At 60.6% G+C, this 24,944-nt stretch carries 25 protein-coding genes; 12 read left to right on the top strand and 13 right to left on the bottom strand.

The window, feature by feature from the left end; translation table 11 throughout:
• Positions 1–182: 182 nt before the first annotated feature.
• Positions 183–1,388, top strand: a complete 1,206-nt coding sequence (locus JMN22_RS04685) for a benzoate/H(+) symporter BenE family transporter (RefSeq protein ID WP_198796632.1) — start codon at positions 183–185, stop codon at positions 1,386–1,388.
• Between the two features lie 15 nt (positions 1,389–1,403).
• Here JMN22_RS04685 and JMN22_RS04680 read toward each other — a convergent pair whose 3' ends face one another.
• On the bottom strand, positions 1,404–2,423 hold the full coding sequence (locus JMN22_RS04680) for a Glu/Leu/Phe/Val dehydrogenase family protein (protein ID WP_030139906.1): 1,020 nt from the start codon (positions 2,421–2,423) through the stop codon (positions 1,404–1,406).
• Between the two features lie 185 nt (positions 2,424–2,608).
• Here JMN22_RS04680 and JMN22_RS04675 point away from each other — a divergent pair, with 185 nt between their 5' ends.
• The gene (locus JMN22_RS04675) at positions 2,609–3,412 is read left to right on the top strand and encodes a SirB1 family protein (protein ID WP_198796633.1); all 804 of its coding nucleotides are present in this window, start codon (positions 2,609–2,611) and stop codon (positions 3,410–3,412) included.
• A gap of 141 nt (positions 3,413–3,553) precedes the next feature.
• Here JMN22_RS04675 and maiA read toward each other — a convergent pair whose 3' ends face one another.
• Genes maiA through hmgA form a run of 3 tightly spaced genes read right to left on the bottom strand, consistent with a single transcriptional unit; the run spans position 3,554 to position 6,815 of the window.
• Complete coding sequence (gene maiA, locus JMN22_RS04670; protein WP_198796634.1) at positions 3,554–4,192, bottom strand: maleylacetoacetate isomerase; 639 nt, start codon at positions 4,190–4,192, stop codon at positions 3,554–3,556.
• A 10-nt stretch (positions 4,193–4,202) separates the two neighbouring features.
• Positions 4,203–5,507 (bottom strand): fumarylacetoacetase, encoded by a 1,305-nt coding sequence (fahA, locus tag JMN22_RS04665; protein ID WP_198796635.1) that lies wholly within the window; start codon positions 5,505–5,507, stop codon positions 4,203–4,205.
• 3 nt (positions 5,508–5,510) lie between these two features.
• Positions 5,511–6,815 carry a homogentisate 1,2-dioxygenase gene (hmgA, locus tag JMN22_RS04660; RefSeq protein WP_198796636.1) on the bottom strand — a complete coding sequence of 435 codons (1,305 nt, stop codon included), beginning with the start codon at positions 6,813–6,815 and terminating at the stop codon, positions 5,511–5,513.
• A 151-nt stretch (positions 6,816–6,966) separates the two neighbouring features.
• On the opposite strand from hmgA, the gene JMN22_RS04655 reads away from it, so the two are divergent.
• Positions 6,967–7,773, top strand: a complete 807-nt coding sequence (locus tag JMN22_RS04655) for an IclR family transcriptional regulator (protein ID WP_198796637.1) — start codon at positions 6,967–6,969, stop codon at positions 7,771–7,773.
• Here the strand turns inward: JMN22_RS04655 and JMN22_RS04650 are convergent.
• The 4 genes from JMN22_RS04650 to JMN22_RS04635 all read right to left on the bottom strand — a co-directional run bounded on the left by JMN22_RS04650 (position 7,753) and on the right by JMN22_RS04635 (position 14,584).
• The gene (locus tag JMN22_RS04650) at positions 7,753–8,448 is read right to left on the bottom strand and encodes a hypothetical protein (protein WP_030139900.1); all 696 of its coding nucleotides are present in this window, start codon (positions 8,446–8,448) and stop codon (positions 7,753–7,755) included. The two genes, JMN22_RS04655 and JMN22_RS04650, sit on opposite strands and share 21 nt — an antisense overlap.
• Before the next feature lie 191 nt (positions 8,449–8,639).
• Complete coding sequence (locus JMN22_RS04645) at positions 8,640–11,192, bottom strand: LuxR C-terminal-related transcriptional regulator (RefSeq protein WP_030139899.1); 2,553 nt, start codon at positions 11,190–11,192, stop codon at positions 8,640–8,642.
• A 208-nt stretch (positions 11,193–11,400) separates the two neighbouring features.
• A complete protein-coding gene (locus JMN22_RS04640; protein WP_198796638.1) occupies positions 11,401–12,768 on the bottom strand; it encodes a DUF1329 domain-containing protein in 1,368 nt (455 codons plus the stop codon).
• Between the two features lie 22 nt (positions 12,769–12,790).
• Positions 12,791–14,584 carry a DUF1302 domain-containing protein gene (locus tag JMN22_RS04635; protein ID WP_198796639.1) on the bottom strand — a complete coding sequence of 598 codons (1,794 nt, stop codon included), beginning with the start codon at positions 14,582–14,584 and terminating at the stop codon, positions 12,791–12,793.
• Positions 14,585–15,227: 643 nt separating this feature from the next.
• Between JMN22_RS04635 and JMN22_RS04630 the strand changes: the two genes are divergently transcribed.
• Positions 15,228–15,992 carry an N-acetylmuramoyl-L-alanine amidase gene (locus tag JMN22_RS04630; RefSeq protein ID WP_198796640.1) on the top strand — a complete coding sequence of 255 codons (765 nt, stop codon included), beginning with the start codon at positions 15,228–15,230 and terminating at the stop codon, positions 15,990–15,992.
• A gap of 42 nt (positions 15,993–16,034) precedes the next feature.
• On the opposite strand, the gene JMN22_RS04625 is transcribed toward JMN22_RS04630, so the two are convergent.
• From JMN22_RS04625 to JMN22_RS04610, 4 genes are all read right to left on the bottom strand, one after another.
• Positions 16,035–16,946 (bottom strand): SDR family oxidoreductase, encoded by a 912-nt coding sequence (locus JMN22_RS04625; protein ID WP_198796641.1) that lies wholly within the window; start codon positions 16,944–16,946, stop codon positions 16,035–16,037.
• 125 nt (positions 16,947–17,071) lie between these two features.
• On the bottom strand, positions 17,072–17,974 hold the full coding sequence (locus JMN22_RS04620; RefSeq protein WP_030139894.1) for an alpha/beta fold hydrolase: 903 nt from the start codon (positions 17,972–17,974) through the stop codon (positions 17,072–17,074).
• Positions 17,974–18,756, bottom strand: coding sequence for a class II aldolase/adducin family protein (locus JMN22_RS04615; protein WP_030139893.1), 783 nt, complete (start codon positions 18,754–18,756; stop codon positions 17,974–17,976). The genes JMN22_RS04620 and JMN22_RS04615 overlap by 1 nt, the downstream gene beginning before the upstream one ends.
• Before the next feature lie 154 nt (positions 18,757–18,910).
• The gene (locus JMN22_RS04610) at positions 18,911–19,366 is read right to left on the bottom strand and encodes a flavodoxin (protein WP_030139892.1); all 456 of its coding nucleotides are present in this window, start codon (positions 19,364–19,366) and stop codon (positions 18,911–18,913) included.
• 158 nt (positions 19,367–19,524) lie between these two features.
• Between JMN22_RS04610 and JMN22_RS04605 the strand changes: the two genes are divergently transcribed.
• Together JMN22_RS04605 and JMN22_RS04600 are read left to right on the top strand one after the other, a co-directional pair.
• Positions 19,525–19,998, top strand: coding sequence for a PAS domain-containing protein (locus JMN22_RS04605; RefSeq protein WP_030139891.1), 474 nt, complete (start codon positions 19,525–19,527; stop codon positions 19,996–19,998).
• Between the two features lie 55 nt (positions 19,999–20,053).
• Entirely contained in the window at positions 20,054–20,659 is a 606-nt protein-coding gene (locus JMN22_RS04600) for a hypothetical protein (protein WP_030139890.1), read from the top strand.
• An 8-nt stretch (positions 20,660–20,667) separates the two neighbouring features.
• On the opposite strand, the gene JMN22_RS04595 is transcribed toward JMN22_RS04600, so the two are convergent.
• Positions 20,668–21,627, bottom strand: coding sequence for a MerR family transcriptional regulator (locus JMN22_RS04595; RefSeq protein ID WP_030139889.1), 960 nt, complete (start codon positions 21,625–21,627; stop codon positions 20,668–20,670).
• Between the two features lie 220 nt (positions 21,628–21,847).
• On the opposite strand from JMN22_RS04595, the gene JMN22_RS04590 reads away from it, so the two are divergent.
• The 6 genes from JMN22_RS04590 to JMN22_RS04565 all read left to right on the top strand — a co-directional run bounded on the left by JMN22_RS04590 (position 21,848) and on the right by JMN22_RS04565 (position 24,924).
• Positions 21,848–22,408: an antibiotic biosynthesis monooxygenase gene (locus tag JMN22_RS04590; RefSeq protein ID WP_030139888.1), complete on the top strand. Its 561-nt coding sequence runs from the start codon at positions 21,848–21,850 to the stop codon at positions 22,406–22,408.
• 121 nt (positions 22,409–22,529) lie between these two features.
• Positions 22,530–23,240: a dihydromonapterin reductase gene (gene folM / locus JMN22_RS04585; protein WP_198796642.1), complete on the top strand. Its 711-nt coding sequence runs from the start codon at positions 22,530–22,532 to the stop codon at positions 23,238–23,240.
• Between the two features lie 20 nt (positions 23,241–23,260).
• Complete coding sequence (folE, locus tag JMN22_RS04580) at positions 23,261–23,818, top strand: GTP cyclohydrolase I FolE (RefSeq protein ID WP_030139886.1); 558 nt, start codon at positions 23,261–23,263, stop codon at positions 23,816–23,818.
• The gene (gene folX, locus JMN22_RS04575; protein ID WP_014340149.1) at positions 23,819–24,199 is read left to right on the top strand and encodes a dihydroneopterin triphosphate 2'-epimerase; all 381 of its coding nucleotides are present in this window, start codon (positions 23,819–23,821) and stop codon (positions 24,197–24,199) included.
• A 97-nt stretch (positions 24,200–24,296) separates the two neighbouring features.
• On the top strand, positions 24,297–24,593 hold the full coding sequence (locus JMN22_RS04570) for a DUF1244 domain-containing protein (RefSeq protein WP_030139885.1): 297 nt from the start codon (positions 24,297–24,299) through the stop codon (positions 24,591–24,593).
• Positions 24,586–24,924: a HopJ type III effector protein gene (locus tag JMN22_RS04565; RefSeq protein WP_198796643.1), complete on the top strand. Its 339-nt coding sequence runs from the start codon at positions 24,586–24,588 to the stop codon at positions 24,922–24,924. The genes JMN22_RS04570 and JMN22_RS04565 overlap by 8 nt, the downstream gene beginning before the upstream one ends.
• The last annotated feature ends 20 nt before the right edge of the window (positions 24,925–24,944 follow it).

Raw genomic sequence — 24,944 nt, 5'->3', positions numbered from 1 at the left:
CCGTATAGCCAGATGAAATCGCCTACACAGCGATAAAACGTAGCGCCGTGAAAATATTTCAATGATTAATCACCGCGCCTATTGAATCGATTCAATCCGTTCAAATACACTCACGAAAATCGACTCAGTCAATTCCCCCAACCGCCAACATTCGGGTGCCCAGCGCGCCAAGCCGAGACCTCATGGACACAATCAGAAAGGATCTATCCCTCTCCGCGATCATCGCAGGCTTTATTGCCGTGATCATTTCCTACGCCGGCCCACTGATCATCGTGTTCCAGGCCGCCAAGGAAGCACAGCTGCCCAACGATGTGGTGTCGTCATGGATCTGGGCCATTTCCATTGGCAGCGGGGTGACAGGGCTGTTCCTGAGCTGGCGCCTGCGGGTTCCGGTGATCACGGCGTGGTCGACGCCGGGCGCGGCGTTGCTGGTGTCGATGCTGCCCACCGTTACCCTGCCCCAGGCCATCGGCGCTTACATTGTGGCTTCGGTAATCATCGCCGTGGTCGGCCTGTCCGGCGCGTTCGACAAACTGATGAGCCGCCTGCCCAAGGCCATTGCCGCCGCCATGCTCGCCGGCATCCTGTTCCGCTTCGGCGCCGGGCTGTTCACGTCCATTGAACTGCAACCGGTGTTGGTGTTGGCGATGATCGCGGCCTATCTGGCCTTCAAGCGCTTCTCGCCACGCTACGCGATCCTGTCGGTGCTGATCATCGGCTGCGCGGTGGCAGCTTCGTTCGGCGAACTCAACAGCGGCTCGATCGATGTTGCGGTGGCCCATCCGGTCTTCATCGCCCCGCAGTGGAGCTGGCACGCGATCATCAACATCGGCTTGCCGCTGGCGCTGGTCACCTTGACCGGTCAGTACGTGCCGGGCATGGCCGTGCTGCGCACCGCCGGCTATGACACGCCGGCTCGCTCGATCATTTCCTTCACCGCCATCGGCTCGATCCTGATGGCTCCGTTCGGCTCCCATGGCTTGAACCTGGCCGCGATCACCGCAGCGATCTGCACCGGCCGCGAAGCCCATGAGGACCGCGACAAACGCTACATCGCCGGGATTGCCTGCGGGGTCTTCTACATCCTGATGGGCGTTTTTGGCGCGACCTTGGCCTCGGTGTTTTCCGCGCTGCCGAAAGAATTGATCGCGTCCCTCGCCGGCCTGGCCTTGTTCGGCGCGATCAGTGCCGGGCTGACCGGTGCCATGGCCGACGACAAACAACGGGAAGCCGCGCTGATTACCTTCCTGGTGACAGCGTCGGGCATGAGCTTCCTCGGTTTGGCCGCCGCATTCTGGGGACTGATCTTTGGTCTCGTGGCGCATTTCGCATTGAACTACAGCCGCGAACGCCGGGCCGCCGTACTGGCCGAGGGCAGTCGCCCCTAGTACCTCGCGACGGCGTCATCGGTACAACAAACGCTCCGCCAACTCATCGGCCACCCGGGCTGGCGAGCGTTTTTCCGCCTGGGCGTGGGCGAAGACTTCCGTGAGCCGGGCGCCGATCTTCGACAGGTGCGCGGTGATGGTCGGCAACTCTTCGCCGCGATGCTTCAGGGCGACATAGATCAGGCCGCCGGAGTTGATCACGTAGTCCGGCGCATAGAGGATCCCGCGCCTCTCCAATTGATCAGCCACCTGCAAGTTGCTCAGTTGGTTATGAGCCGAGCCGGCGACCGCCGAGCAACGCAGTTGCGCCACGCTGTGGCTGTTGAGCACGCCGCCGAGCCCGCAAGGCGCCAGGATGTCACACGGTGTGCTGAGCAATGCATCGTTGGCGATGGGGTGGGCACCCAATTGCTCCATGGCCAACTGGACCTTGCCGGGGTCGATGTCGCTGACCAGCAGTTCCGCGCCCGCCGCGTGCAGTTGTTCGGCCAGGGCATAACCGACGTTGCCCAAGCCCTGGATCGCGACGCGCAGGCTCTCCAGGTTATCGCTGCCCAAACGGGCCATCGCCGTGGCGCGAATACCGGCGAAGACGCCCATCGCCGCGTGCGGCGCCGGGTCTCCCGAGGCGGTGGTGCTGGTGACGTGACGGGTCTGCTGGGCGATGCAGTCCATGTCCGCCACCGACGTCCCGCTGTCGATGGCGGTGATATAGCGACCATCCAGTTGCTCGATGCAACGGCCAAAGGCTTCGAACAGCGCGGCCCGGCTTTCGACATGCGCAGGGCGCATGATGACCGCCACTCCGCCCCCCACGGGCAAGCCGGCCAGGGCAGCCTTGTAGCTCATGCCCTGGGCCAGGCGCACAGCGTCGGCCACGGCACTTTCGTCGTCGGGGTAGGAAAGATAACGACAACCTCCCAGGGCAGGCCCCGGACGGCTGCAATGAATGGCAATCACCGCCTTCAACCCGGTCACCGGGTCTACGCTTAAGTGCAGCGATTCAAGGCGGGAGCTTTGCATGAGAGCGAACATCGACAGGCTCCCGAATCACTTTTGTCTGTTTCGCCAGTATAGGCGTGCGCTCGAAAATTGCTGGAGTTCGCCGGAATAAGCATGAGTCGTTGCCTGTTATTTCGGCATAACCTGTTACTGCGTATTTGTGAGACTGGACGAAAACCCATGGCAGAGCTAAAACGAGGCATAGCCCGGAGATTGTGATGACGCCGCGCCAAGCCTTTTTTGATTGCCTGCACCGCTCCCCCCCGGCGCTGTTCGAAGCAGCGCTATGGATCGCCGCTGAACATGATCGCGAGTTGGATGTACCGACGCTGTTGAAGGACTTCAAGGATCTGCAACGGCAGGTCAGCCACGGCCTGCCCATGTTGCCGGTCAGTGAATTGGGCCAGCCCTTGCTTCGACGCCTCAATGACCTGGGTTTCGCCCAGGATGATTCCACCCCGCTACGGCCCCGCGCGGCACTGCTGGACAAGGTCCTGGCGCACAAACGGGGTCAGCCCCTGGCCCTCGGCCTGATCGCCCTGGAGTTGGCCCGCGGCCTGGAAATCCCAATGGCCGGTGTCAATTTCCCCGGCCATTTCCTGCTACGCGTACCCGGTGCCGACCATCTGCTCGACCCGTGCGGCGGCCGACGGTTGTACCCCAATGATTGCCGGGAACTGCTGCAGCGTCAGTACGGCACGAACATGCCGCTCAAGGCCGAGCATATGTTCAATGCCGAGCCGATGCAGATGCTGCAACGGTTGTCGCGCAACCTGCGGCAATTGCACCTGGCGAACGATGACTACATCGCGGCGCTGATTGATGCCGAACGAGTGCTCGAAATGGGCAACGCCAACGCCGCCGACTACCTGGCGCGCGCCAGTCTTTACCAGCGCCTCGACTGCCCTAACGCTGAACGCTTCGACCTTGAGCACGCGCTGATGCTCAGTGAAGATCCGATCCAGCGGCTGCGCCTGACCGAGCGACTGGGGCATTTGCCGCCCAATTCGATTGTGCACTGAATGAGTACGGGCTTTGGATTTTTGTGGTGATTGCTGGATCGCCATCGCGAGCAAGCTCGCTCCCACAGAGAGCCTGGGTCTGGCGCCATCTGTGTGGGAGCGAGCTTGCTCGCGATGACGGTAAGCCGGCTTGCGCCAATTTCAAGCCGGGGTGTCAGGCTGATTCGCCGGATGCGCCTTCTGGAACGCCGCATGTCCGGTCGCCAACGCCGCAACCCGCCGGATTCGCGGATACGGTTGCAACGAGACATTGAACCGCTCGGCCGCGTACAGCTGCGGGATCAGGTACACATCCGCGATGCCTGGCAGCGCGCCGAAGCAATAGCCGTCATCGCCAATCAACTGCTCCACCGCCGTCAGCCCCTGGCTGATCCAACCCGCGATCCACTCCGCCACCTGCGCTTCGTCGTGTCCCCACTTGCGCAGCTTGTTGAGCACGCTGACGTTGTGCAGGGGATGAATATCGCAGCCAATCAACGCCGCGACACCCCGTTCGTGGGCGCGGGTCGCAAGGTCGTTGCTGAGCAGCGGCACCTGTGGATAAAGCTCTTCCAGGTATTCGATGATCGCCGGCGATTGCACCAGCAGCGCGCCCTCATCAGTGCGCAGGGCCGGTACCCGCCCTTGCGGATTGATCGCCAGGTACGCCGGCTGGCGATGCTCGCCCCCCGGTGGGGCGATCAAGTTGACGGGCAGGGCCTGGTAATCCAGCCCCTTGAGCGCCAAGGCAATACGCACCCGATACGACGAAGTGGACCGGTAATAGGTATAGAGTTCCATGCCCCGCTCCTCACCGTGCCGGCAGGATCTTGCCGCGGCATTCGCCAAAGCCGATGGACGTCACGCCGTCACGACTGCAACGCGCGCGCAGGATGATTTCATCGCCGTCCTCGAGGAATTTGCGAACTTCGCCGGACGCCAATTCGATCGGCTTCTTGCCGCCCTCGGTGATTTCCAGCAGGCTGCCGAATTGGCCGCTTTCCGGCCCCGACAACGTACCCGAGCCAAACAGGTCACCTGCCTGCAACTGGCAGCCGTTGACGCTGTGGTGCGCCACCATCTGCGCCACGGTCCAGTACATGTATCGGGTGTTGCTGAGGGTCAACCGATGGGCTGGCAGGTTCTGTTCGCGCATGGTTTCGGTCAGCAGCAGCACCTCCAACTCGATGTCGAATGCACCACCGGCCTGGTCACGCTTGTCCAGCAGGTACGGCAGCGGCTGCGGATCGCCCTCGGGACGCGCCGGTTGGGGACGACGGAACGGTTCCAGGGCTTCAGCGGTGACCACCCAGGGCGAGACACTGGTCAGGAAACTTTTCGACAGGAACGGCCCCAGCGGCTGATATTCCCAGGCCTGGATATCCCGCGCCGACCAATCGTTGAGCAGACAGAAACCGGCAATGTGCTCGGCAGCATCGCCGATGGCGATGGGCTCGCCCAAGGCGTTGCCCTGGCCGATCCAGATGCCCAGTTCCAGCTCATAGTCCAGGCGCGCGCACGGGCCAAAGGTCGGCTCGGTCTGGCCAGCCGGCAAGGTCTGGCCCTTCGGGCGGCGCACATCGGTGCCGGAAGGGCGGACCGTCGAGGCGCGACCGTGGTAGCCGATGGGCACGTATTTGTAGTTGGGCAGCAGCGGATTGTCCGGGCGGAACAGCTTGCCGACATTTTGCGCGTGCTCGATGCCGACGTAGAAATCGGTGTAGTCGTTGATTTTTGCGGGCAGGTGCATCTGGCAATCCGCCGCACGGGGCAACAGGCTGTCACCCTGGGCTTCGATCTTGTCCCGCAGCGGGCTGTCTTCGCGCAGCAGCTCCAGGAGCCGTTCACGCAGGGCGACCCGGGCGGTGCGGCCCAGGTCGAAGAAAGCGTTCAGTTGACCACCTTCCATGGCCGCGACCGCATCGCCTGCCGCGCCCTCGAACAGGCCTGCCTGCAACGCTGCCTGCAGATCGAAAATCCGCTCGCCAATGGCAACGCCGCTCCGCGGGGCGCCGCCAGCGATGCTGAAAATGCCCAGCGGCAGGTTCTGCAGCGGGAAGTCGGCATGACCGTTGGCGGAGGCGACCCAACTGCGGGTGGAGGAAACGTGTGTCATGGATTATCTCCGGGTCGGGTCGAACGTGACTGGCAACGAGGCCCAGCAGGCATCGTAGTCCGTTTGCAATTGAGGGCAATCCAGGGCGAAGCGGCTCGGGCGCAGCACTTGGCTGGTCTCGAACATGAACGCCATGGTGTTGTCGATTTTCGCCGGCTTGAGTTCGGCATTGATGGCCTTGGTGCACGTTTCGCCGTCGGGACCATGGGCACTCATGCAACTGTGCAACGATGCGCCTCCGGGCAGGAAACCTTCGGCCTTGGCATCGTACGCGCCCTGGATCAGGCCCATGAATTCATTCATCAGGTTGCGGTGGAACCACGGCGGACGGAAGGTGTTTTCCGCCACCATCCAGCGCGGCGGAAAGATCACGAAATCGAGGTTTGCCAAGCCGTGGACACTCGTGGGAGAAGTCAGCACGGTGAAGATCGACGGATCCGGGTGGTCGAAGCTGACCGTGCCGATGGTGTTGAATCGGCGCAGGTCATATTTGTACGGCACGTTATTGCCATGCCAGGCCACCACGTCGAACGGTGAATGATCCAGCTCGCACGCCCACAACTCACCCAGGAACTTCTGTACCAGCGTGGTCGGTTGCGCGAGGTTTTCGTAATGGGCGACGGGCGTCAGGAAATCCCGTGGATTGGCCAGGCCATTGCTGCCGATAGGCCCCAGGTCCGGCAATCTCAATGGCGCGCCATGGTTCTCGGCGATGTAGCCGCGGGCCTGCGGGTCGAGAAGCTCGACGCGCAACTTCAGCCCTCGCGGCAGCACGGCAATTTCCAGCGGCGCCAGCTCCAGCACACCCAATTCGGTGACGATCCGCAAGCGCCCGAGCTGCGGCACGACCAGCCATTCGCCATCGGCATTGAAGAACACCCGTTCCATGGAGCAGTTCGCGCGATAGTGATAGAGGCTGATGCCCGCCGGTTTGTCCGAACCGGCGTTGGCCGCCATGCGCACCAGCCCGTCGATGAAATCGGTCGGCTGCGCAGGGATCTCCAGCGGGTTCCAGCGCAGGCGATTAGGCGTGACCTCACCCAGTGGACCACCCGCCAACTGACGATCAAGCCTGGCAAAGGCCGGATGATTGGCCGAGGGTCGGATGCGGTACATCCAGGTTCGCCGCGCTTCGCTGCGGGCCATGGTGAAAGCGGTGCCTGAAAACAGTTCGGCATACAGGCCGTACGGTGCTTTCTGCGGAGAATTCTGGCCAACCGGCAGGGCGCCAGGCAGCGCTTCGCTGGAAAACTCGTTACCGAAGCCAGACAGATAAGCCAGATCCGACGCCGTGGAATCGAGGTTCATGGAGCCTCCTGGGATGCGGCCCATCACATCGTGCAATGTTCGAGGCGCACCGGGTTATTTTTATCGTAATTCAATTACGCATAACGTAATTTGCTCGACGACGACCGTCAAGCTATAAAGACGCCCATTCGCCCTCCGGACCCGCACTTCCATGGAAAACCCGCCCAGCAACGGTAAACAGAAAGTCCGCTCGGCCGAGGTCGGCACCGACATCCTCAAGGCGCTGGCCGAACTCTCCCCCTCCACGTCGCTGTCGCGCCTGGCCGAACACGTGCAGATGCCGGCGAGCAAGGTCCATCGCTATCTGCAGGCCTTGATCGCCAGCGGATTCGCCGAACAGAACACCGCCACCAACCACTACGGCCTGGGCCGCGAAGCCTTGCGCGTGGGGCTGGCGGCCTTGAACGGCATGGACGTGCTGCAAGTGGCCGCCCTGCCCTTGGCAGAGCTGCGCGACGACTTGAACGAAACCTGTTTCCTGGCGGTGTGGGGGAACCACGGCGCGACCGTGGTGCGCATCGAACCGGCCGTGCGAGCCGTCACCGTCGTGACGCAACTGGGCTCGGTCTTGCCGTTGCTCAGTTCCTCCACGGGCCTGGTTTTCAGCGCCTACTTGCCGGAGCGCGAAACCGTCGGACTGCGCGACGAGGAAATCCGCGCCGCCCGCGCTCATCCGCTGGCGGATGACCAGGCCTACGCGGCGCTGCGCGAACAAATACGTCAACGCGGCCTGCATCATGTCCACGGTTTGCTGATGCCCGGGGTAGACGCGTTGTCGGCGCCGGTTTTCAACGCCATGGGCCACGTCACGGCGGTCATGACCATTGTCGGCCCGACGTCGCTGTTTCATGCCGATGAGAACGGCCCGGCGGCGCAACGCTTGTTGGCGGCGACCCGGGCCGTGAGCTGGCGGATGGGCTATGAGACCGATCCCGGATCAGATCAGGAAGCCCGGTAAGACTTTGATCAGCAGGTCGTTAAGGTATCCGGCGGTCAACTGTGGATGCCGATGCTCCTCCTTGCCACTGTAGGGGACCGAATAGACCGCGCCATCCCTTCCATGGCAGGGAATCTCATCATTGTCGAAGTACCCCAGCAGCTGATCTACCAGCTTTGCGGATGAGGTGATGATCCGATCGCCAAAGTCATCTGTGGCAAAATCGGTTACATAGATGCTATTCAGATCGACGCCAGGCAAATGAAACTTCAACGCCATCTCCACTTCCTCTACAGCCAGAGGCCTCAGGCGAGTGCGGGACAACGCCATCGACGGTTCGTCAGTCAGGCTCGAAACGATGTCGGCGACGATCTTTTCAAAGGCAACAAGATTCAGCGCCTTGATCCGATCTTCATTGGCGAAGGAGTAGCGCTTGCTGAAAATCTCGCTGACGCCTTGCGTGTAGGTCGGGCTGGACTTTCTTTCGACACACGCCAGCGCTTCTTCAAACAAGGTGATCGAACGAGCAAACTCGGCGCTGGACGAGCTTTCCAAAATATTTAGATAGCTGTTGTGTGGATTGACGTTCAACCCATCCAACGCCTGCCCCAGCAAGATCTCCACGGCGAAATCGACGCGGGTTGCTTTCAAGGCAAGAAGCTTTTGCGAATATGAAGAAAATAATGGTGCGTACATAAACATCCTTGTTCGGTATTGGTTACGAACTTCATGTTCGTTCCGTTGATGGCGCCTGTTACGGCGACTTACTTTTTTATTGAAATCCGGGACTAACCAAACTCCCTTTCCAATGTAAGCCCGACACTTATACATCAAACGTTCTCCGTTACTTCCCAAACAAGTGTAAGTATGAGTAAAACGTCCCGAGCTTAATTCATGACGCCCATCACTTTCGCCTTGGCAACCGCTTGCGTACGCCGCTGTACACCCAACTTGCTGTGAATTCGACGCGAATGTGTTTTTACGGTGTGCAATGAAATGAACAACTGCTCGGCGATCTGTTGGTTTGAATAACCTTGCGCGATCAATTCCAGCACTTCCAACTCACGCTGGCTGAGCAGGGTCTCTTCGGTCTGCACGGTTGGCTGCTCGATGTGTCCGGCCGATTCAAACCAGCGCAACAGTTCAGGCTGACGCAAGCGCAGCTCGCGCAGGGCCTGTTGCGCTCGCCAACAGGCGACACGCTGCAGACCCTCCTGCAGAAGCGCGCGCGCCTGGGAGCGATCGCCGGTCAGCCAGGTCACCTCAGCCAGGGCGAGGTGCAACTCGGTTTCCAGACCGTGCATTTCACAGCGTTGCGCCTGGGTGATCATGTCCTTGAGCCGGGCCTGGGCATCCTGCGCCCGATGCAGATAGACCTCGGTCAGCACCAGCAGGTACTCAAGACGCGGGATCAGTTCCAGGGTGGCGGGCGGCGCCTGCTTGGCCTGCGGTCCGCAAAAATGCCGCAAGACGCGAGTCAGTACTTCATGGGCCAGTTCCGGGCGTCCCTGTTGCAGCCAGAACTGACAACTGGTTTGCAGCAATACGCCACGGTACACCGTGTCGGGAATGTGCCGCTGCTGCATGATGCGTTCGGCGTCGCGAAGCTGCATGAACGCCTCGCCATAATCGCCCTGGTTGGCGGCAAGGCAGGCCTTGCCAAGAAAGCCATAGAGCACCTGTTTGTCCTGGTTGCGCAGCCCCGTTTCCAGGCCCGCCTGAAAGTGCTCGTCGGCCTGCTCATCCAGGCCCATTCGCAAGGACAGTCGTCCACGACGCAGGGCGATTCTTCCCAGCAACGCGGAAAAATCCTGCCCAGGCTTATCAAGCAGTGCCTGGACTGCACCCAGCAGGTGATCGGCCCGGTGAGGAGCCCCCCGTTGCTCCAGGACCTGGGCATGATCCAGTTCGAGCAGGCCTTCAAATACCAGCGAGCCTTGCGCGCGCGCCAGGCACAGTGCCTGGCGATTGATCCATTGGGCGGACGCCAATTCACCTTTGAGCAACGCCTGCTGTGTCTGACCAATCAGGCACAACACCCGCAGCGCCCAGGCGTCGGGGCCCAGGCTGGCCTGGGCGTGGAGAAAATGCTCGCGGGCCTGTTCGCCGTCGCCTCGAAGGTGCAGCAACCATCCACGCAGGACCTGCCATCGGGCAATCAACTGTCGCTGTTGGCAAGCCAGGGGCTGGGGCATGAATTTGACCAACTGTTCGATGCAGGCCTCGGCCTGGTCGAAACGTCCGGCAAACATCAAGGCCGTGGTCACCAGGCCTACCGATTGCGCTGTCCCGAGCGACAGCGCTTCACCCTGCTGGTCGTGCAGGTTCAGCAAGAGCTGGACGTTGCTGCGTTGCAACACATGTTCGAAATTCAAATGCTGCAGGAAACTGACGGCGGCCTCGAACTCCTCGGCCTGCATGGCTTGCTCGAACGCCATGGGCCAATCCTGTTCGGCGGCGAACCATTGGCAGGCCCGTCGGTGCCAGGAACGCCCCTGGGGCCAAGGTTCATCGCGCACCAGCCGGGCCAGCGGCGGGAAAATCTGCAGCCAGTCCGAAGACGCTTCCCACGGCTCGATAAAACAGCCCAGGTCCCGCAACAGGGGAAGACACTCAGCCCCCACGGTGTCACCGAACAGATGCTCGCAGAGCCGGGCATTGAAACGCGGCAGATGCGCCAACACCCGCCAGGCCTGGGCCAGCTCGGGCGTGAGGCTGCCGAACAGTTCGTATTCCAGGTAATCGAGCAATGTACCGGGACGCCCCGGCGCGGCGTGACGACGCGCCCATTCACAACGTTCCAGCAATGTGATGCGCACCCCGGCGCACCAGCCACCGCTGCGCTGGATGACTTCGCGGGCGGTGCGGGCCGCCAGCGGGCCGGGCAAATGGCTGAGGAATTGCTGGACATCCTCGACGCCAAACACCAAGGCTTTCGCGTCGAACTCATACAGCTCGTCGTCGAGCAACAGGCGCGGCCAGTTGCAGTGAGGACGCCGGCGACCATTGAGCCACAGGTGCAGCGCGGGACTGCTGGCGTTCAACAGACGGTCGAGCAATTGGTCCAGCTCAGGATTGGGCACCCGGCAATAATCGTCCAGGAACAGCCACGTGGGGGCCTGCAAACGGGCCAGATGGGCCGACAGGCTTGCCTCATCCGTGACGGGCAGGCCAAGGGCTTGCGCCAGGCATTCACACAGCTGCGCGGCATCGAGTGCCGCGCCTGCCAACGGCAGCCAGTGCAACCGGCATTCAGCCGGGGCCTGCAAGAAGCATTCGGCGAACAATGCGCTCTTGCCGCTGCCGGCCGGCGCGCAAAGCAGCTTGACTCGGGCCTCGGACGCCAGCAGGGGCTCGCTCAACGACCGGCGCGACACATGCGTCGAAGACAGGCGAGGCAACAGCCCAGGACGGTCCGGACACGGAGTCATGGCGGTCATTGTGCAAGGTCCCTTTTATTGTTGTTCCTTCACCCTAGACCTCTGTCGACCACCTTAGGAGAAGTATTCAGCGCGCTGATTGGCGGCCATAAAAAAAAAGACCGGCAGCTCGGCTGCCGGTCTTCGATTTGCGTATTTCTCCTAGGGGCGATTGGGGCCGCTGCGCGGCCCAGCGGGAGCAAGCTCCCTCGCCACAGTGCCAGCCGCTTTAGCGAACCCCACTCGACCGCAGCGCCGCCGGGGTGTAGTCGGCTGCACGAGCCTCGAAGCCATAGACGTACGCATGCTTCTCTTCGTTCTTCATCCCCAGGGCGATGTAGCGGCCGGCGATGATGTCGTAGAGCGCCTCAAGCGTGTAGCCCGGGTTCTGGTGGTCGTAGTAGAACTGGGCATGACCTTCGGCGACGCGCCACAACTGGCCGCGGCCGTCGTAGTGGTCCACCAGCGCCGCCTGCCAGCTGTCCTCGTCGATGTACATGTGGCGCTTGGCGTAGATGTGCCGCTCGCTGGGCTTGACCGTACCGATCACTTCCCAGACACGGTGCAACTCATAGCGGGTCAGGTCCTGGTTGATGTGGCCGGCCTTGATCACGTCGTCATACTTGAGGCTCGGCGAATCGAGTTTGTAGCTGTTGTACGGGATGTACATTTCCTTCTTGCCAACCAGCTTCCAGTCGTAGCGATCCGGCGCACCGGAGAACAGGTCGAAGTTGTCCGACGTACGCAACCCGTCGGCGGCGGTGCCCGGGCCGTCGTAGGCCACTTGCGGGGCGCGACGCACGCGGCGCTGGCCGGCGTTGTAGATCCACGCCAGGCGCGGCTCCTTCACTTGGTCCAGCGTTTCATGCACCAGCAGCACGTTACCGGCCAGGCGCGCCGGGGCCGTCACTTCCTGCTTGAAATAGGTCAGCACGTTGCTGGCTTTTTCCGGGTCGGCGTCCTTGATCAGGAACGGCACGGCGATCTCTTCTTCAAAGCGGATCGGCGTGAAGCTGCCGTTGGTCTGCGGCGTGGCCTGGGTGATGACACGCCGCAGGTTGCCGCCGTGATAACGGGTGATGTGGTTCCACAGCACTTCAACGCCGTTCTTCGGGATCGGGAACGCGTAGTAGCGGTTGCCGGTGAAATTGGCCAGGCCGTTGCCGTCGTTGATCGCGTTCACATTGAGCGCGCTGCGCTTGGCCGCCTCATAGACTTCCGGTGGCAGGCCGACGCTGCGATGGGTCGGGTAGACCGGGATCTTGTAGGTTTCCGGGTAGCGCTTGAACATGGCGACCTGGCCGTCGGACAGCTTGTCCTTGTACTTATCCACAGTCGCGGCGGTGATGATGAACAGCGGTTTTTCATTGGCGAACGGATCGGCCAGGAAGCCCTTGCTGTCCACGGCACCGGCGTTCTTCGCAATGCCGCCGGTCCAGGCCGGGATCGAGCCATCGGCGTTACCGGCCTTCTCCGCGCCCAGCGGGGTCAGGCTGGTGCCCAGTTTGTTCGCTTCTTCCGGCGACACCGCCGCCATCACGTTCGCGGCCAGCAGGCTCAGGGCCAGGGCACCGCATTGCAGGATCATCTTGCGCATTGGGTTTTCCTTGTCAGCCAGATCAGAAGTTCACGCCGAAGCTCAGCGCGAGGAAGTCGCGGTCTTCGAGAACGTTGTAATCGCCGCCGAAGAAATCGGTGTAGCTCAGGCTGGCGGTATAGGTGTTGCGGTAATCGGCATCGACACCCACGCTGACGGCCTTGGCGCCTTCGTTGAACAGGCCGTTGGGGCCATAGCCGGCCACGTCATGGGACCAGGACACATTGGGCTTGAAGTTCACCCCGCCGATGACGTTGGAATAGTCGAGGATCGCCCGGGCACGGTAGCCCCAGGACGTCGAGGTGACGAAACCGTCGGTGTCGCCGTTGAAGCCGTACTGGCCGTAGACCGAGTCGCGGCCATAACGCAGCTTGTCCTTCGATTCCAGGCCACCGACATGCACGACCGCCGCCTCGCCCACCACGGTCAGGCGATCGGCGCCCAGGACCTGGTCGAAGAAATGCGTCAGGGTGCTCTGGACCTGGGTGACTTCCTTGCGGCGGTAGCCGGTGTTGTCGGCGCCGGCAGAAGTGGCAATCGGTGAAGCGGCGCCCCCCGCGATCGGGTTGACCAACGCGAGCGTCAGGTCGTTGGTGTTGACCTGCACCGGTGCGTTGGGGCGATAGCTGATTTCGCCGGTCCACGCGGTGCCGGTGGGCAGTGTGGTGGAGAAGCTTGCGCCGTAGAGGCGGATGTCTTCGGGGTATTCAAGGTAATAGCCACCGCGACCCAACATTACACTTTGGGCCAGGCCCGCGCCGCTACCCGGTACTATCCCGTTGGCTATCGCGATCATCCCTGGCAAGGCGGCCAGCGTGGAAGCCCCTGCCGTCGTGGTTCCCACGGTCGGCGTACGGCTGTGATAATTCATGAAGTACAAACCGTATTCCGTGTCATCGCCGAGCCAACGCAACGCCGTGCCCCATTGCCCCGAATCCCGCGCATCGCGGTCAGCACCACGGCCGATGACCACCCCTTCGTCAGTCACCTGGATGCCCTGGCCAAAGGCCTGGGTCAACGGCACGAACGGCGCAATCGCCGGGCTGCCCACCGTGTACCCACTGGTACACCCATCAGCCACCACATCGTTACCAAAGAACGTCCCGCAGTTGTCGACAACCGTCTGGTCCCATTCCAACTGGTAGAAACCTTCGATGGTGAGTTTGTCGGTCAGGCCCTGGGAGGCGAACAGCATGTTCACCGGGATCAAGCCTTCCTTGATCTCCGCGCCCGGGCGACGGAACGCGGAGACATCCACCGGGTTGATGCTGTTGATGGAGTTGCCGATGAAAGTACTTTCACCCCAACTGACCACCTGCTTGCCGGCGCGCACGGTGCCCGGCAAATCGGCGATGGAATAGTTGTGATAGACGAAGGCATCGAGAATCTGCGCGCCTGACGACTTGGCGCCCTCTTTGCGATTGCTGTCGCTGATGTCCTTGAACTCACGGTTTTCATCCTTGAGCTCGAAGTCGTACCAATACTTGCCACGCACGAACACACCGGTGTCGCCGTACTTGAGTTCCAGGTCGTGCAAGCCCTTGAAGATTTTCGAAAAGGTCTCGCCCTTCTTGAAGTTCAGTCGTCCATCGTCACCGGTGGAGGATTGCCCCGTCCCGCCGTTGACCGTACCGACCAGATCCTTGTCGGCATCGCGCATGCCCCAACTCGCGCCAACGGACAGCGAGGAGTCGAACTGGCCCTCGATTTCGCCAATGTTGAAAGAAACGGCCTGCGCCTGGGCACAGCAACCCAAGGCCACCGCGACGGCCAGCGCCTGCGGCTTGAAGATGGCGCGCATTGTTATTGTTGTCATGCGTCTTCCCCGGTGAGTGACAGAGCCTTCACCCTACTGCCGCACGTCATGGGCGATAAGCGCACCAAGGGGGTATTCGCGCTGTACCTAAAAAGGATTACAGCCTATGCGGGAGCGGCCTCTGAGCGGGACATGAACCGGCTGGATGATGGGTTATCAACGCCGCGCATGAGCAATGCCGACCGTCACGACTGTTGCGCGCACCGCAACAGTGCATGTCCGAAACCGGGCTGTTTCCCGCGGCGCCCGATCCCTATGCTGGCCGGGCTTGCAGGGCAACGGGCCTGCAAGCACAAGTCGTCCGGCGTCCCTCGCGCCTGGCGCACCGTCATTCGGATGGATTGCACATCGATCCATCATCCCCGTGTCCACTGACGTTGATTTGTAGCTCCTTTGCAACGTCACGTTTAGGCCGCTGCGTTTTTTGCAGCGGCCTTTTTTATTTAGGGTTATGTCGCGAGTTACCTGTTTCCTACAACTTCGTCGGAAATATCTATCCTCGTTGCCCTTATTCGAAACGTTGAGTTTGTCGTCACTTCCCACAACACAGCCAGAAAGCAACTACGCGCCCCGCAAAAATTCACTGTTACGCTGAAATCAATCGCAGTATTTCGCTTCGATTCATTAACGGTGAGTTATGGACATGTACATAAATAACCAAAGCTATCGTTCAAAAAAATCTTATAACAGCCGCATTCGCTTTCTGGTGTTTCATTACACGGCCGGCAACTTCGAGTCTTCGATCAACACGTTGACCGGCCCTTCCGTCAGCGCCCATTACCTCATACCCGACTTCGCCGATCCTGGTTATTTGAAAGCGGGCTTTGCCGCCCCCCAGGTTTTCAATCTGGTCGACGAAAACCAACGCGCCTGGCATGCCGGCGTGAGCAGCTGGGGTAATCGCAGCAACTTGAACGACACGTCGATCGGTGTGGAAGTCGTCAACCTGGCAACTGACAACCAAGGCCAATTTACCTTTCCGCCTTATAAGGCCCAGCAAATCGAGGCCATCGAATACCTGGCATCGGACATTCTCAAGCGATACCCGGAAATCAGTCCGGTCAATGTAGTGGGACATTCGGACATCGCTGCGGGACGAAAGAGCGACCCCGGCCCGATGTTTCCGTGGCACGCGTTGTATCTCAAGGGCATCGGGGCCTGGTTCGATGACGCTACCCAGGATACGTTCATGCAGATGTACCAGGCCAATGGGATCCCCCTTCGGGAACAACTGGTCGGGCAGTTCAAGCGATATGGCTACGACACGTCGGCCGCCACCACGGTTGTAGGCTTCCAGCGACTGGTACGGGCTTTCCAACTGCACTTCCGTCCGGCGAAACATGACGGTGTAATGGACATCGAGACTGCCGCGAACCTGGCCGCCCTGGTGAAGAAGTACTTCCCCTGAACCGGTCGCCGCTGCCGACGACAACCGGCCCGGGCGACAAGCTTAAACGGCGTAGCGCTGCAGGTTAGCCATCATTTCTTTCAGGGCTTCGAGATTGTCGTTCGGGTGCACCGCGTTCTCGAAGTCGCAAATCTGTTGCCAATGGGCGCCGACATCCTCAGGTGAGAAACCTTTGCGCGGGTCGAACCCGGCGCCGAGGCTGCGCTCCCAGCGCACCTTGCCCATCCAGCCGCCGCCCACTTCGAATAACCCGGAGGTTTCCTGGCAGGCTTCACTGGCCAGGTACACCACCAGCGGACTGACGAGTTCAGGCTTGAGTTGTTCGAACACCTGCGGCGGGATCAGGCCCTCAGTCATGCGAGTGCCACCGGTGGGAGCGATCGCATTGACGTGGATGTTGTTCTTGCGGCCTTCGATGGCCAGGGTGCGTGTCAGGCCGTAGAGACCGAGCTTGGCCATCCCGTAGTTGGACTGGCCGAAATTGCCGTAGATGCCGGACGTGGAGGCGGTGAAGATCACCCGGCCATAATTCTGCTCACGCATGTGCGGCCATGCGGCGCGAGTGACTTTATAAGCCCCTTCGACATGGACGCGGTAAACCAGGTCCCAGTCGGCGTCGTCCATTTTATGAAAGGTCTTGTCTCGCAGGATGCCAGCGTTATTGACGACGACGTCGACGCGACCAAACGCGTCGAGGGCATTTTGCACAAGCTTGTCGCCATCGGTGACTGAGTCATGATTGGCCTCGGCAATACCGCCGGCCTGGCGAATTTCGGCGACCACCCGGTCGGCCGCCGAAGCGTTGGCGCCCTCCCCTTGAGCCGAGCCACCCAGGTCGTTGACCAGCACTTTCGCGCCTTGCCTTGCGAACAGCAGCGCATGGGCACGCCCCAGGCCACCACCGGCCCCTGTGACGATCACGACTTTATCTTCGAAGCGCACAGACTCATTCATGGGCAGAACTCCAGCAGGCCGTAGGACAATGAACGGAAGTGTCAGGTACAAGTCCGCTGGTCACAATCAACTGGGTTGAAAGTGAATGTTGGGCGATAAGGTGCGGGGATGATGCAGGCAACCCATCATGAACAGGCCATTTGCTTGTGGGGCGCGGCGATGGCCTCGCGAAATGCCAGGTAGTGATTGAGCACCTGCACCGGCGCTTCGGTGTGCGGGTAATGACCGATGTGAGGCAACGACACCGTGTCGGCATGGGGAATGAGCGCCTGGTAACGGGCCACCATATGCGCACCGGAAATCGGGTCGAATGCCCCGTCGATCAGCCGCAACGGCACCTCGCCGCTCTGCATCGCCCGGACCCAGCGATCACGCTGTACGCGGCGCTCGGGAATATAGGCGATGAGCTTGTGCATGATTCGCGGTCCGCGGTGGGTCTCGACCAGGCTCCAGTAATCATCCAGCTCGCTTTCGGTGGGACCGGTCCAAGGACCAAAAATCTGCCGAAAGCTTTTCACCAGGCCGTCCCTGCAGAAAGCCCGGCCAACCAGCCAGCCCAAGGGGCTGAGCAGCAGTTTTTGCATGAACACCGGACGATGGGTTTCGGGAAACAGGCCACCGTTGAGGAAGACACAGCTGGCGAGGTCAATACGCGCCTCGCCATGCCGGGCAATCAGCTCCTGGGCCACACTGTCGCCGTAATCGTGGGCCAGTACGTGAACCCCTTGCGTCACGTTCAAATGAATCAGTAACGCCTGCTGCAGATCGGCCTGCTCCAGCAGGCTATAGACATGCTCCGTCGGCTTGGCGGAATCACCAAACCCGAGCATGTCGCAGGCGATGACTCGATAACGCTGTGCCAACGGCTGCCACAGGTAATGCCAGTCCCAACTGGCGGTCGGAAACCCATGAATCAGCAGCAACGGCTCGCCGTGCCCGGCCGTCCAATAGCGGATGGCGTGGCCGCGAAACATGAATGTCTGGCCGCGCTGACGCCAGATACGCAACGGGATTTGGACCATGGGCATCAACTTTTATAGCCTGGATCTTGCTGGTCGAGTTTGCGCAGCAGCGCTGGCCAGGCCAATGCGCCTCCCATGCCCTGGGCACTTTTGGTCACGCCGGCGACCATCGCCCGGGCGCCGGCCAATACCTGCGGCTCGATGGCAATCAATTCGGCGCCGCCCGTCTGCGCCATGACCTGGATGTCGCAGGCTCGCTGGAAAATGAACATCATCAGGAACGTATCAGCAATGGTCCCGCCACAAGTGAGCAGACCATGGTTGTGCAACATGAGGAAATTGCTCTCGCCCAGGTCGGCTTGCAGGCGGGCCTTTTCTTCCGGGTTCAGCGCGACCCCTTCATACGGGTGATAAGCCAGGCTCGACAGCACGAACAGCGATTGCTGGCTGATCGGCAACACGCCTTGCTTCTGCGCCGACACCGCGACGCCGGACGCAGTATGGGTATGCAGCACGCACGTCACATCGTGCCGCACCTCGTGCACCGCGCTGTGGATGGTGTAGCCGGCAGGGTTGATCTCGTAGGGACTGTCCATCAACTTGTTGCCGGCCTGATCGATCTTGACCAGGCTCGACGCGGTGATTTCGTGGAACATCAACCCGTATGGGTTGATCAGGAAATCTTCGGTGCCAGGGACCTTCGCGGAGATATGCGTGAAAATCAGGTCATCCCAGCCGTGCAGCGCGACCAACCGATAGCACGCAGCGAGATCGACTCGGGTTTGCCATTCGGCTGCGCTGACCTGATCCTTGATGCCGGGTGTCGATTGAATGGGCGCTACGCTCACGGCTATGACCTCTGGCTTTTTTTATGTATGAGGGAGACGGCCATGGTTTTCATGGACAAGAAACCAGTCTAGTCATCTCCCGCCAGGTCGGTAGTTGCGTTGGCAGCCAGCTTACTGGCCGAGCGAGTCAGCATCAGCGCTCGCCGCAGGTGGCTCAACCACGCAGCGCGACGATCAACTCGGCCAACCAGGGCTCGGCGTCGGTTTCCGGCGTGACGCTTTCGCTGGCATCCAGGCGCAACATGGGCAGCACTTCATTCACCCCCAGCTCGGCAAACAGTTCGCGCATCTGCTCGCCACCGCCGCAGAACGTGTCGCCGTAGCTGGCGTCCCCCAGGCCGATCACCGCGCCAGGCAGTCCACGAAATGAAGCGGGCAATTGATCACGGATCGTTGAATACAGCGGCATCAGGTTGTCCGGCAATTCGCCCATGCCGGTCGTCGACGTAACGGCGAGCAAGGCTTGCGGTCCGAACGCCTGGATGTCCGCCAGGGTTGCCCGTGGATTGAGGAATGTTTCGAAATCCGCGTCACCGAGCAATTGGGCGGCATGCCGGGCAACTTCTTCGGCCGTGCCGTAGACGGAGCCGGAAAGAATGGCGACTTTCATCGGTCTGATCCTGAAACTGAATAAATAGAGTGATCATGGTAACAGGCTGCGCGCTCAAGCTGCGATTGACTCTCAACAACCGATAATAGCCAGTGGACATCCCCTCGGGTTCTTCTAGAATGCAGCGCGTACAGGGAAGTCCAAAGGCTGGAGGCCTCATGATCAACGCCCATCTGATGCAATTGGTGATCAATGCATCGAACGACGGGATCGTCATTGCCGAAAAAGAAGGCGATGACAACATCCTGATTTATGTAAACCCGGCCTTCGAACGGCTGACCGGTTACAGCCGCGACGAAATCCTCTATCAGGATTGTCGCTTCCTGCAGTCAGGCGACCGGGACCAACCGTCCTTGGAGCCCATTCGCACCGCCTTGAAACAGGGCGGTGCGTGCCGACAAGTGCTGCGAAACTACCGCAAGGATGGCACCCCTTTCTGGAATGAATTGTCGCTGTCCACCGTAAAAAACGAGGCGGACGGCCATACTTATTTCGTGGGGGTGCAAAAAGACGTCACCGCTCAGGTGAAGGCCCAGCAGCGCGTTGCCCAGCTGGAGAAAGAATTGGCCGAAGCCCGGGAGATCATTGCTCGATTTAATTCGACGAGCGGTGAAAACAAAACGGCGAATTAATGGTCAGTCACTACAATCACCAGTGATAACGCAAATATTTTTCGAGCCATTTTTTATGCAGCGCGACGCCCTCCTGACCCAGGATGAGCTTGATTTCATCCGGACCATGCAGCACAACCCGCAATTGAATGAGCGGGATGTCACGTCGAGCTTGCTGGTAAACGGTGGATCCCAGATCCGGGATTTGCTGACGCGCCTGGCGGCGAATGAGCAGGTCACGCTGCAGGCCAACTTTGAAAACCAGCAGATGACCTTCCCGTTGCATCTGGTCGAAGATGAATTCCATGCCATGCACCTTCGTCTGGGCGTGCCGAGCATCTACGAGGATGGGCCGAAGATTCGTCCATGGCGCCTGACCCTCGAAGAGCCCGTGGCGCTGGAAAACGTCAACGGCCAGCCGGGCCCGTTATGGGTGCATGAGGTTTCCTGCAAGGGCGTACTGCTGGAAATCCGCAACCGCACCAAACCACCGAAGCAGTTTTCCTTGTGGTTCAGCCCATCGGGCTATGAGCGGATATCACTGCGTGGCACGTTTGAAAGGGAAACTGCTCAAGGCCTGTACGCTTATCACCTGAGCCAGCACGACCAGGACGAAACCGAGCGGCTGCGCCAGTACATCCTTCAGCAGCACCGCCTGGCTCATCCGGCCATGCATTTGTAGCAAGCCCTTCAAGTGTCCAGGTTGCCCGCCAGAAACTGACGCAAACGCTGGCGAATCTCCGTTCCTTCGTTCCCCAGGCAACCAATCGACGAGCCGGCCAGGCTTTCCTGCGCCAGGTCTGAGGCGTCACCCGCCAGCATCACCGGGCAATCCAGGCTCATCGCCAATTTCTTCAAGCGCTTGGGTAGATCGACTGCCGGTGCGTGGTTGGACACCAGCACCAAAGCTAAAGGCTGGATCTTCTGGCAGACCAGGATCAGTTCGTCAAACGGTTGGCCGACAGTCATCACCCTGACACCGACGTCCGCCTTACACACAAACAGCGCCGTTACCAACAGCTCCAACTCTCGGCACTGGCCGCAAATGGCGCTGACCAACACTCGTTGGGATGAAACGTCGCGCTTGAGCAGTAGCCGCTGCATCACCCGCGAGCGCAGGAAAGCGTCGAAAAATAGCCACTCGCTGGTTTGCCCGAACTCATGCTGGCGTTGCAGCAACTCTCGCCAGAGCGGCATCAGGATGTCCTGGAATACCACCGGCACGGCATAACTGGAAAAAATCTGTCCGTAGACGCGGTCCAGTGCCAGGTCATCGAAATTACCAACCGCATCCGCCACTTGCTGCTGCCATCGGTTGTAATCGGCACGAACCAAGTCAGGGGAAATGAATTTGGAGACTGGCGGCACCGACTCGGTCCTCGCCAAAATCTTTCCCACCTTGCTCACGGCCACCCCGCGCTCGATCCAGGCGAGAATGCTCCTGACCTTTTCGATATCGCCCAGGGAATACAGGCGGTGCCCGCTTTCGGTGCGCGTGGGTTGGATCAAGCCATAGCGGCGCTCCCATGCACGCAAGGTCACCGGGTTAACTCCTGTCAACCGTGCCACTTCGCGAATGGGAAACAAGTCTTCGCGCTTCAAGGCAGTTGATGCTGGAAACACGAAGTTATCTTCGGTGATTACGCTCATTCCGAGGGCTTTCCCGACACAAAATTGGATCCCATGGTACTCCCTCGCAACCCTGTCATGACAAGGACAAATTCGGTCAGCTTGCGGATTTGTTGTTTTTTGCTCGACAAGGAATAATCCTTGCTTTGCCTCTAGTGACCAGACGCAGCCCACTACCCTTGGGAGCGCCTCCCGCGAAGCTCCTATCCGGAGCGTTGCGCTCGTAACATGGAGATACAAAATGTCTACCTCACCCGTCACCTTGATGGTCGCGCGCCGCGTCGCCAACGGACGCTATCAGGACCTGATCGCCTGGTTGCGTGAAGGCGAACAACTGGCCACCGATTTTCCCGGCTACCTGGGCTCCGGTGTGCTCGCACCGCCACCCGAAGACGACGAATTCCAGATCATTTTCAGATTTGCCGACGAGCAGACCCTGCATGCGTGGGAGCATTCCGCCTCGCGCACGGCCTGGCTGGGACGCGGCAGCGATCTGTTTGCCGATCCCTCCGAACACCGGGTGCGAGGCATCGACGGCTGGTTCGGCGCGATCGGCCAACGCCCGCCACGCTGGAAACAGGCCGTGGCGATCTGGCTGGCGTTCTTCCCTGTTTCGTTGTTGTTCAATTTCCTTTTGGGACCGTTACTCGGCGAACTGGGCCTGTTGAGCCGGGTTTTCATCAGTACGCTCATCCTGACGCCGCTGATGGTCTATCTGTTTATCCCGATGTCGACTCATTTATTGGCAAGTTGGCTGGCGGGAACGCCACAACGGCCCTTGCCGGCCGCGCAGAATCACTGACGCCATGGGAGCCAGCCAGGTCCGTGAGGGAAACCGAATCGGGCGCTGGATTTCCCTTGTCCATAGGACGTACCCGCCGTCGCTGTTATAGTTTTGCTTCCACCGCGAACCGAGCCGTCCCATGTCCAGCGCCACCGCTCCGATCCTGATCACCGGCGCAGCCCAACGCGTCGGCCTGCACTGTGCCCGACGCATGCTGGAGGACGGCCAACCGGTCATCGCCACGTACCGCACCGAACGCCCGGGCGTGCAAGCGCTACGGGACTTGGGGGCGAGGGTCCTGTTCGCCGATCTTTCCAGTGAGGCCGGGATCTTGGCCTTCATCGAACAGCTCAAGCAGCACACCGATCAACTGCGCGCCATCGTCCACAACGCCTCGGCCTGGCTCGCCGAAACCCCGGGCAACGAAGCCGCGGCCTTCAGCGCCATGTTCGGTGTCCATATGCTCGCGCCCTACCTGATCAACCTGCATTGCGCCGATTTGCTGCGGCGCTCGGTGCCGGCGGATATCGTGCACATCGGTGATGACGTGACGCGCAAGGGCAGCAGCAAGCACATCGCCTATTGCGCCACCAAGGCTGGCCTGGAAAGCCTCACGCTTTCTTTCGCGGCGAAATACGCACCGGCCATCAAGGTCAACGGCATCGCCCCGGCCCTGCTACTGTTCAATCCCGACGACGATGCGACCTACCGTGCCAAGGCCCTGGCCAAATCCGCGCTGGGCATCGAACCTGGCAGCGAAGTGATTTACCAGAGCCTGCGCTATCTGCTCGACAACCCTTATGTCACCGGCACGACCCTGACCCTCAACGGCGGGCGGCACATCAAATAGTCCTGTTCCGAGGAAACACCATGGCCCTATCGCCCCAGCATTACCGCGAGATCCTGATCGGCCTGGGCGAAGACCCGGAGCGCGAAGGCCTGCTGGACACGCCGGTGCGCGCCGCCAAGGCCATGGAATACCTTTGCCATGGTTATGGGCAGAGCGTCGAGCAGATCGTCAATGGTGCCCTGTTTGCCTCCGACAGCGACGAAATGGTGATCGTTGCCAATATCGAGCTTTATTCGCTGTGCGAACATCACCTGCTGCCCTTCATCGGCAAGGCCCATGTGGCTTATATTCCTACGGGCAAGGTCCTGGGGCTGTCGAAGATCGCCCGGCTGGTGGACATGTTCGCCCGCCGCCTGCAAATCCAGGAAAACCTCACCCGGCAAATCGCCGACGCGGTGCAACAAGTCACCCAGGCCGCCGGCGTGGCGGTGGTGATCGAAGCCCAGCACATGTGCATGATGATGCGCGGTGTCGAGAAACAGAACTCGACCATGAATACTTCGGTGATGCTTGGCGCTTTTCGCGAGTCCAGCAACACCCGCCAGGAATTCCTGCAATTGATTCGACGGAGCCAATAAATGCCACAACTTCAGCCCGCCATGGCGCGCATCAAGGTCAAGGACCTGCGCCTGCGTACGTTCATCGGGATCAATGAAGACGAGATCCTCAACAAACAGGATGTGCTGATCAACCTGACCATCCTCTACGCGGCGCAAGAGGCCGTGCGCGACAACGACATCGACCATGCGCTGAACTACCGCACCATCACCAAGGCGATCATCGCCCATGTGGAAGGCAACCGCTTCGCCCTGCTCGAACGCCTGACCCAGGAGTTGCTGGACCTGGTCATGGCCAACGAGTCGGTGCTGTACGCCGAGGTCGAAGTCGACAAGCCGCACGCCTTGCGCTTCGCCGAGTCCGTGTCGATTACCCTCGCGGCAAGCCGTGCTGCTTCGTAGCAGCCAAAAGTTTCAAGCTGTAAGCTTCAAGCCTGAACACCGCAAACCCACTTGCAGCTTGAAGCTCGCCGCTTGAAGCTGTCTCGCAGAGACTCCCATGAACGACCAACAACGCCTCGAACTCGAAGCCGCCGCTTTCCGTCGACTGGTGGCCCACCTGGACAGCCGCAAGGATGTGCAGAATATCGACCTGATGAACCTCGCCGGTTTCTGTCGCAACTGCCTGTCCAAGTGGTACAAGGCCGCCGCCGACGAGCGCCAGATCGAGGTCAGCCTCGACGATGCGCGTGAAGTTGTCTACGGCATGCCCTATGCCGAATGGAAAGCCCAATACCAGAAAGAGGCCAGCGCCGAACAGCAAGCGGCGTTCGCCAAAGGAAATCCCGATGCCTGACCTGAATACCTTTCGCGCCAGCCTCAAGAGCGGTGAACATGCTTTCGCTGACACCCTCGCTTTTATTGCCGAGGGCTACGAATACCAGCCCCAAGCCTTCCATAACGGTGGCGTCGAGAACGCGGCAGGGCAGAACGAAGGCTCCTGCAAGACGTTGGGCCTGGCCCTGCTTGAAGGCTTGAGCGACGAAGAGGCGCTCTTGGCATTCGGCGAACATTATCGCTCGGTGCTGAACACGCCCGAGGGGAGCGACCACGGCAATATCCGCGCGTTGATGGCCCACGGCTTGGCCGGCGTGAAGTTCGAAGCCCAGCCACTGCAACGCCGCTGACCCACCTGCTTTTGTGGCGA

This window comes from Pseudomonas sp. HB05 (assembly GCF_016756915.1).
Classification (GTDB): Bacteria; Pseudomonadota; Gammaproteobacteria; order Pseudomonadales; family Pseudomonadaceae; genus Aquipseudomonas; species Aquipseudomonas alvandae.
Note: the sequence above shows the minus strand (reverse complement) of the source record. Positions and strands in the feature narration are given on the sequence as shown.

What these genes read in the sequence shown, in the direction of transcription:
- JMN22_RS04685 (WP_198796632.1), top strand. Translation starts at nt 183, where the DNA reads ATGGACACAATCAGAAAGGATCTATCCCTCTCCGCGATCATCGCAGGC.
- JMN22_RS04680 (WP_030139906.1), bottom strand. Translation starts at nt 2,423, where the DNA reads ATGTTCGCTCTCATGCAAAGCTCCCGCCTTGAATCGCTGCACTTAAGC.
- JMN22_RS04675 (WP_198796633.1), top strand. Translation starts at nt 2,609, where the DNA reads ATGACGCCGCGCCAAGCCTTTTTTGATTGCCTGCACCGCTCCCCCCCG.
- maiA (WP_198796634.1), bottom strand. Translation starts at nt 4,192, where the DNA reads ATGGAACTCTATACCTATTACCGGTCCACTTCGTCGTATCGGGTGCGT.
- fahA (WP_198796635.1), bottom strand. Translation starts at nt 5,507, where the DNA reads ATGACACACGTTTCCTCCACCCGCAGTTGGGTCGCCTCCGCCAACGGT.
- hmgA (WP_198796636.1), bottom strand. Translation starts at nt 6,815, where the DNA reads ATGAACCTCGATTCCACGGCGTCGGATCTGGCTTATCTGTCTGGCTTC.
- JMN22_RS04655 (WP_198796637.1), top strand. Translation starts at nt 6,967, where the DNA reads ATGGAAAACCCGCCCAGCAACGGTAAACAGAAAGTCCGCTCGGCCGAG.
- JMN22_RS04650 (WP_030139900.1), bottom strand. Translation starts at nt 8,448, where the DNA reads ATGTACGCACCATTATTTTCTTCATATTCGCAAAAGCTTCTTGCCTTG.
- JMN22_RS04645 (WP_030139899.1), bottom strand. Translation starts at nt 11,192, where the DNA reads ATGACCGCCATGACTCCGTGTCCGGACCGTCCTGGGCTGTTGCCTCGC.
- JMN22_RS04640 (WP_198796638.1), bottom strand. Translation starts at nt 12,768, where the DNA reads ATGCGCAAGATGATCCTGCAATGCGGTGCCCTGGCCCTGAGCCTGCTG.
- JMN22_RS04635 (WP_198796639.1), bottom strand. Translation starts at nt 14,584, where the DNA reads ATGACAACAATAACAATGCGCGCCATCTTCAAGCCGCAGGCGCTGGCC.
- JMN22_RS04630 (WP_198796640.1), top strand. Translation starts at nt 15,228, where the DNA reads ATGTACATAAATAACCAAAGCTATCGTTCAAAAAAATCTTATAACAGC.
- JMN22_RS04625 (WP_198796641.1), bottom strand. Translation starts at nt 16,946, where the DNA reads ATGAATGAGTCTGTGCGCTTCGAAGATAAAGTCGTGATCGTCACAGGG.
- JMN22_RS04620 (WP_030139894.1), bottom strand. Translation starts at nt 17,974, where the DNA reads ATGCCCATGGTCCAAATCCCGTTGCGTATCTGGCGTCAGCGCGGCCAG.
- JMN22_RS04610 (WP_030139892.1), bottom strand. Translation starts at nt 19,366, where the DNA reads ATGAAAGTCGCCATTCTTTCCGGCTCCGTCTACGGCACGGCCGAAGAA.
- JMN22_RS04605 (WP_030139891.1), top strand. Translation starts at nt 19,525, where the DNA reads ATGATCAACGCCCATCTGATGCAATTGGTGATCAATGCATCGAACGAC.
- JMN22_RS04600 (WP_030139890.1), top strand. Translation starts at nt 20,054, where the DNA reads ATGCAGCGCGACGCCCTCCTGACCCAGGATGAGCTTGATTTCATCCGG.
- JMN22_RS04595 (WP_030139889.1), bottom strand. Translation starts at nt 21,627, where the DNA reads ATGAGCGTAATCACCGAAGATAACTTCGTGTTTCCAGCATCAACTGCC.
- JMN22_RS04590 (WP_030139888.1), top strand. Translation starts at nt 21,848, where the DNA reads ATGTCTACCTCACCCGTCACCTTGATGGTCGCGCGCCGCGTCGCCAAC.
- folM (WP_198796642.1), top strand. Translation starts at nt 22,530, where the DNA reads ATGTCCAGCGCCACCGCTCCGATCCTGATCACCGGCGCAGCCCAACGC.
- folE (WP_030139886.1), top strand. Translation starts at nt 23,261, where the DNA reads ATGGCCCTATCGCCCCAGCATTACCGCGAGATCCTGATCGGCCTGGGC.
- folX (WP_014340149.1), top strand. Translation starts at nt 23,819, where the DNA reads ATGCCACAACTTCAGCCCGCCATGGCGCGCATCAAGGTCAAGGACCTG.
- JMN22_RS04570 (WP_030139885.1), top strand. Translation starts at nt 24,297, where the DNA reads ATGAACGACCAACAACGCCTCGAACTCGAAGCCGCCGCTTTCCGTCGA.
- JMN22_RS04565 (WP_198796643.1), top strand. Translation starts at nt 24,586, where the DNA reads ATGCCTGACCTGAATACCTTTCGCGCCAGCCTCAAGAGCGGTGAACAT.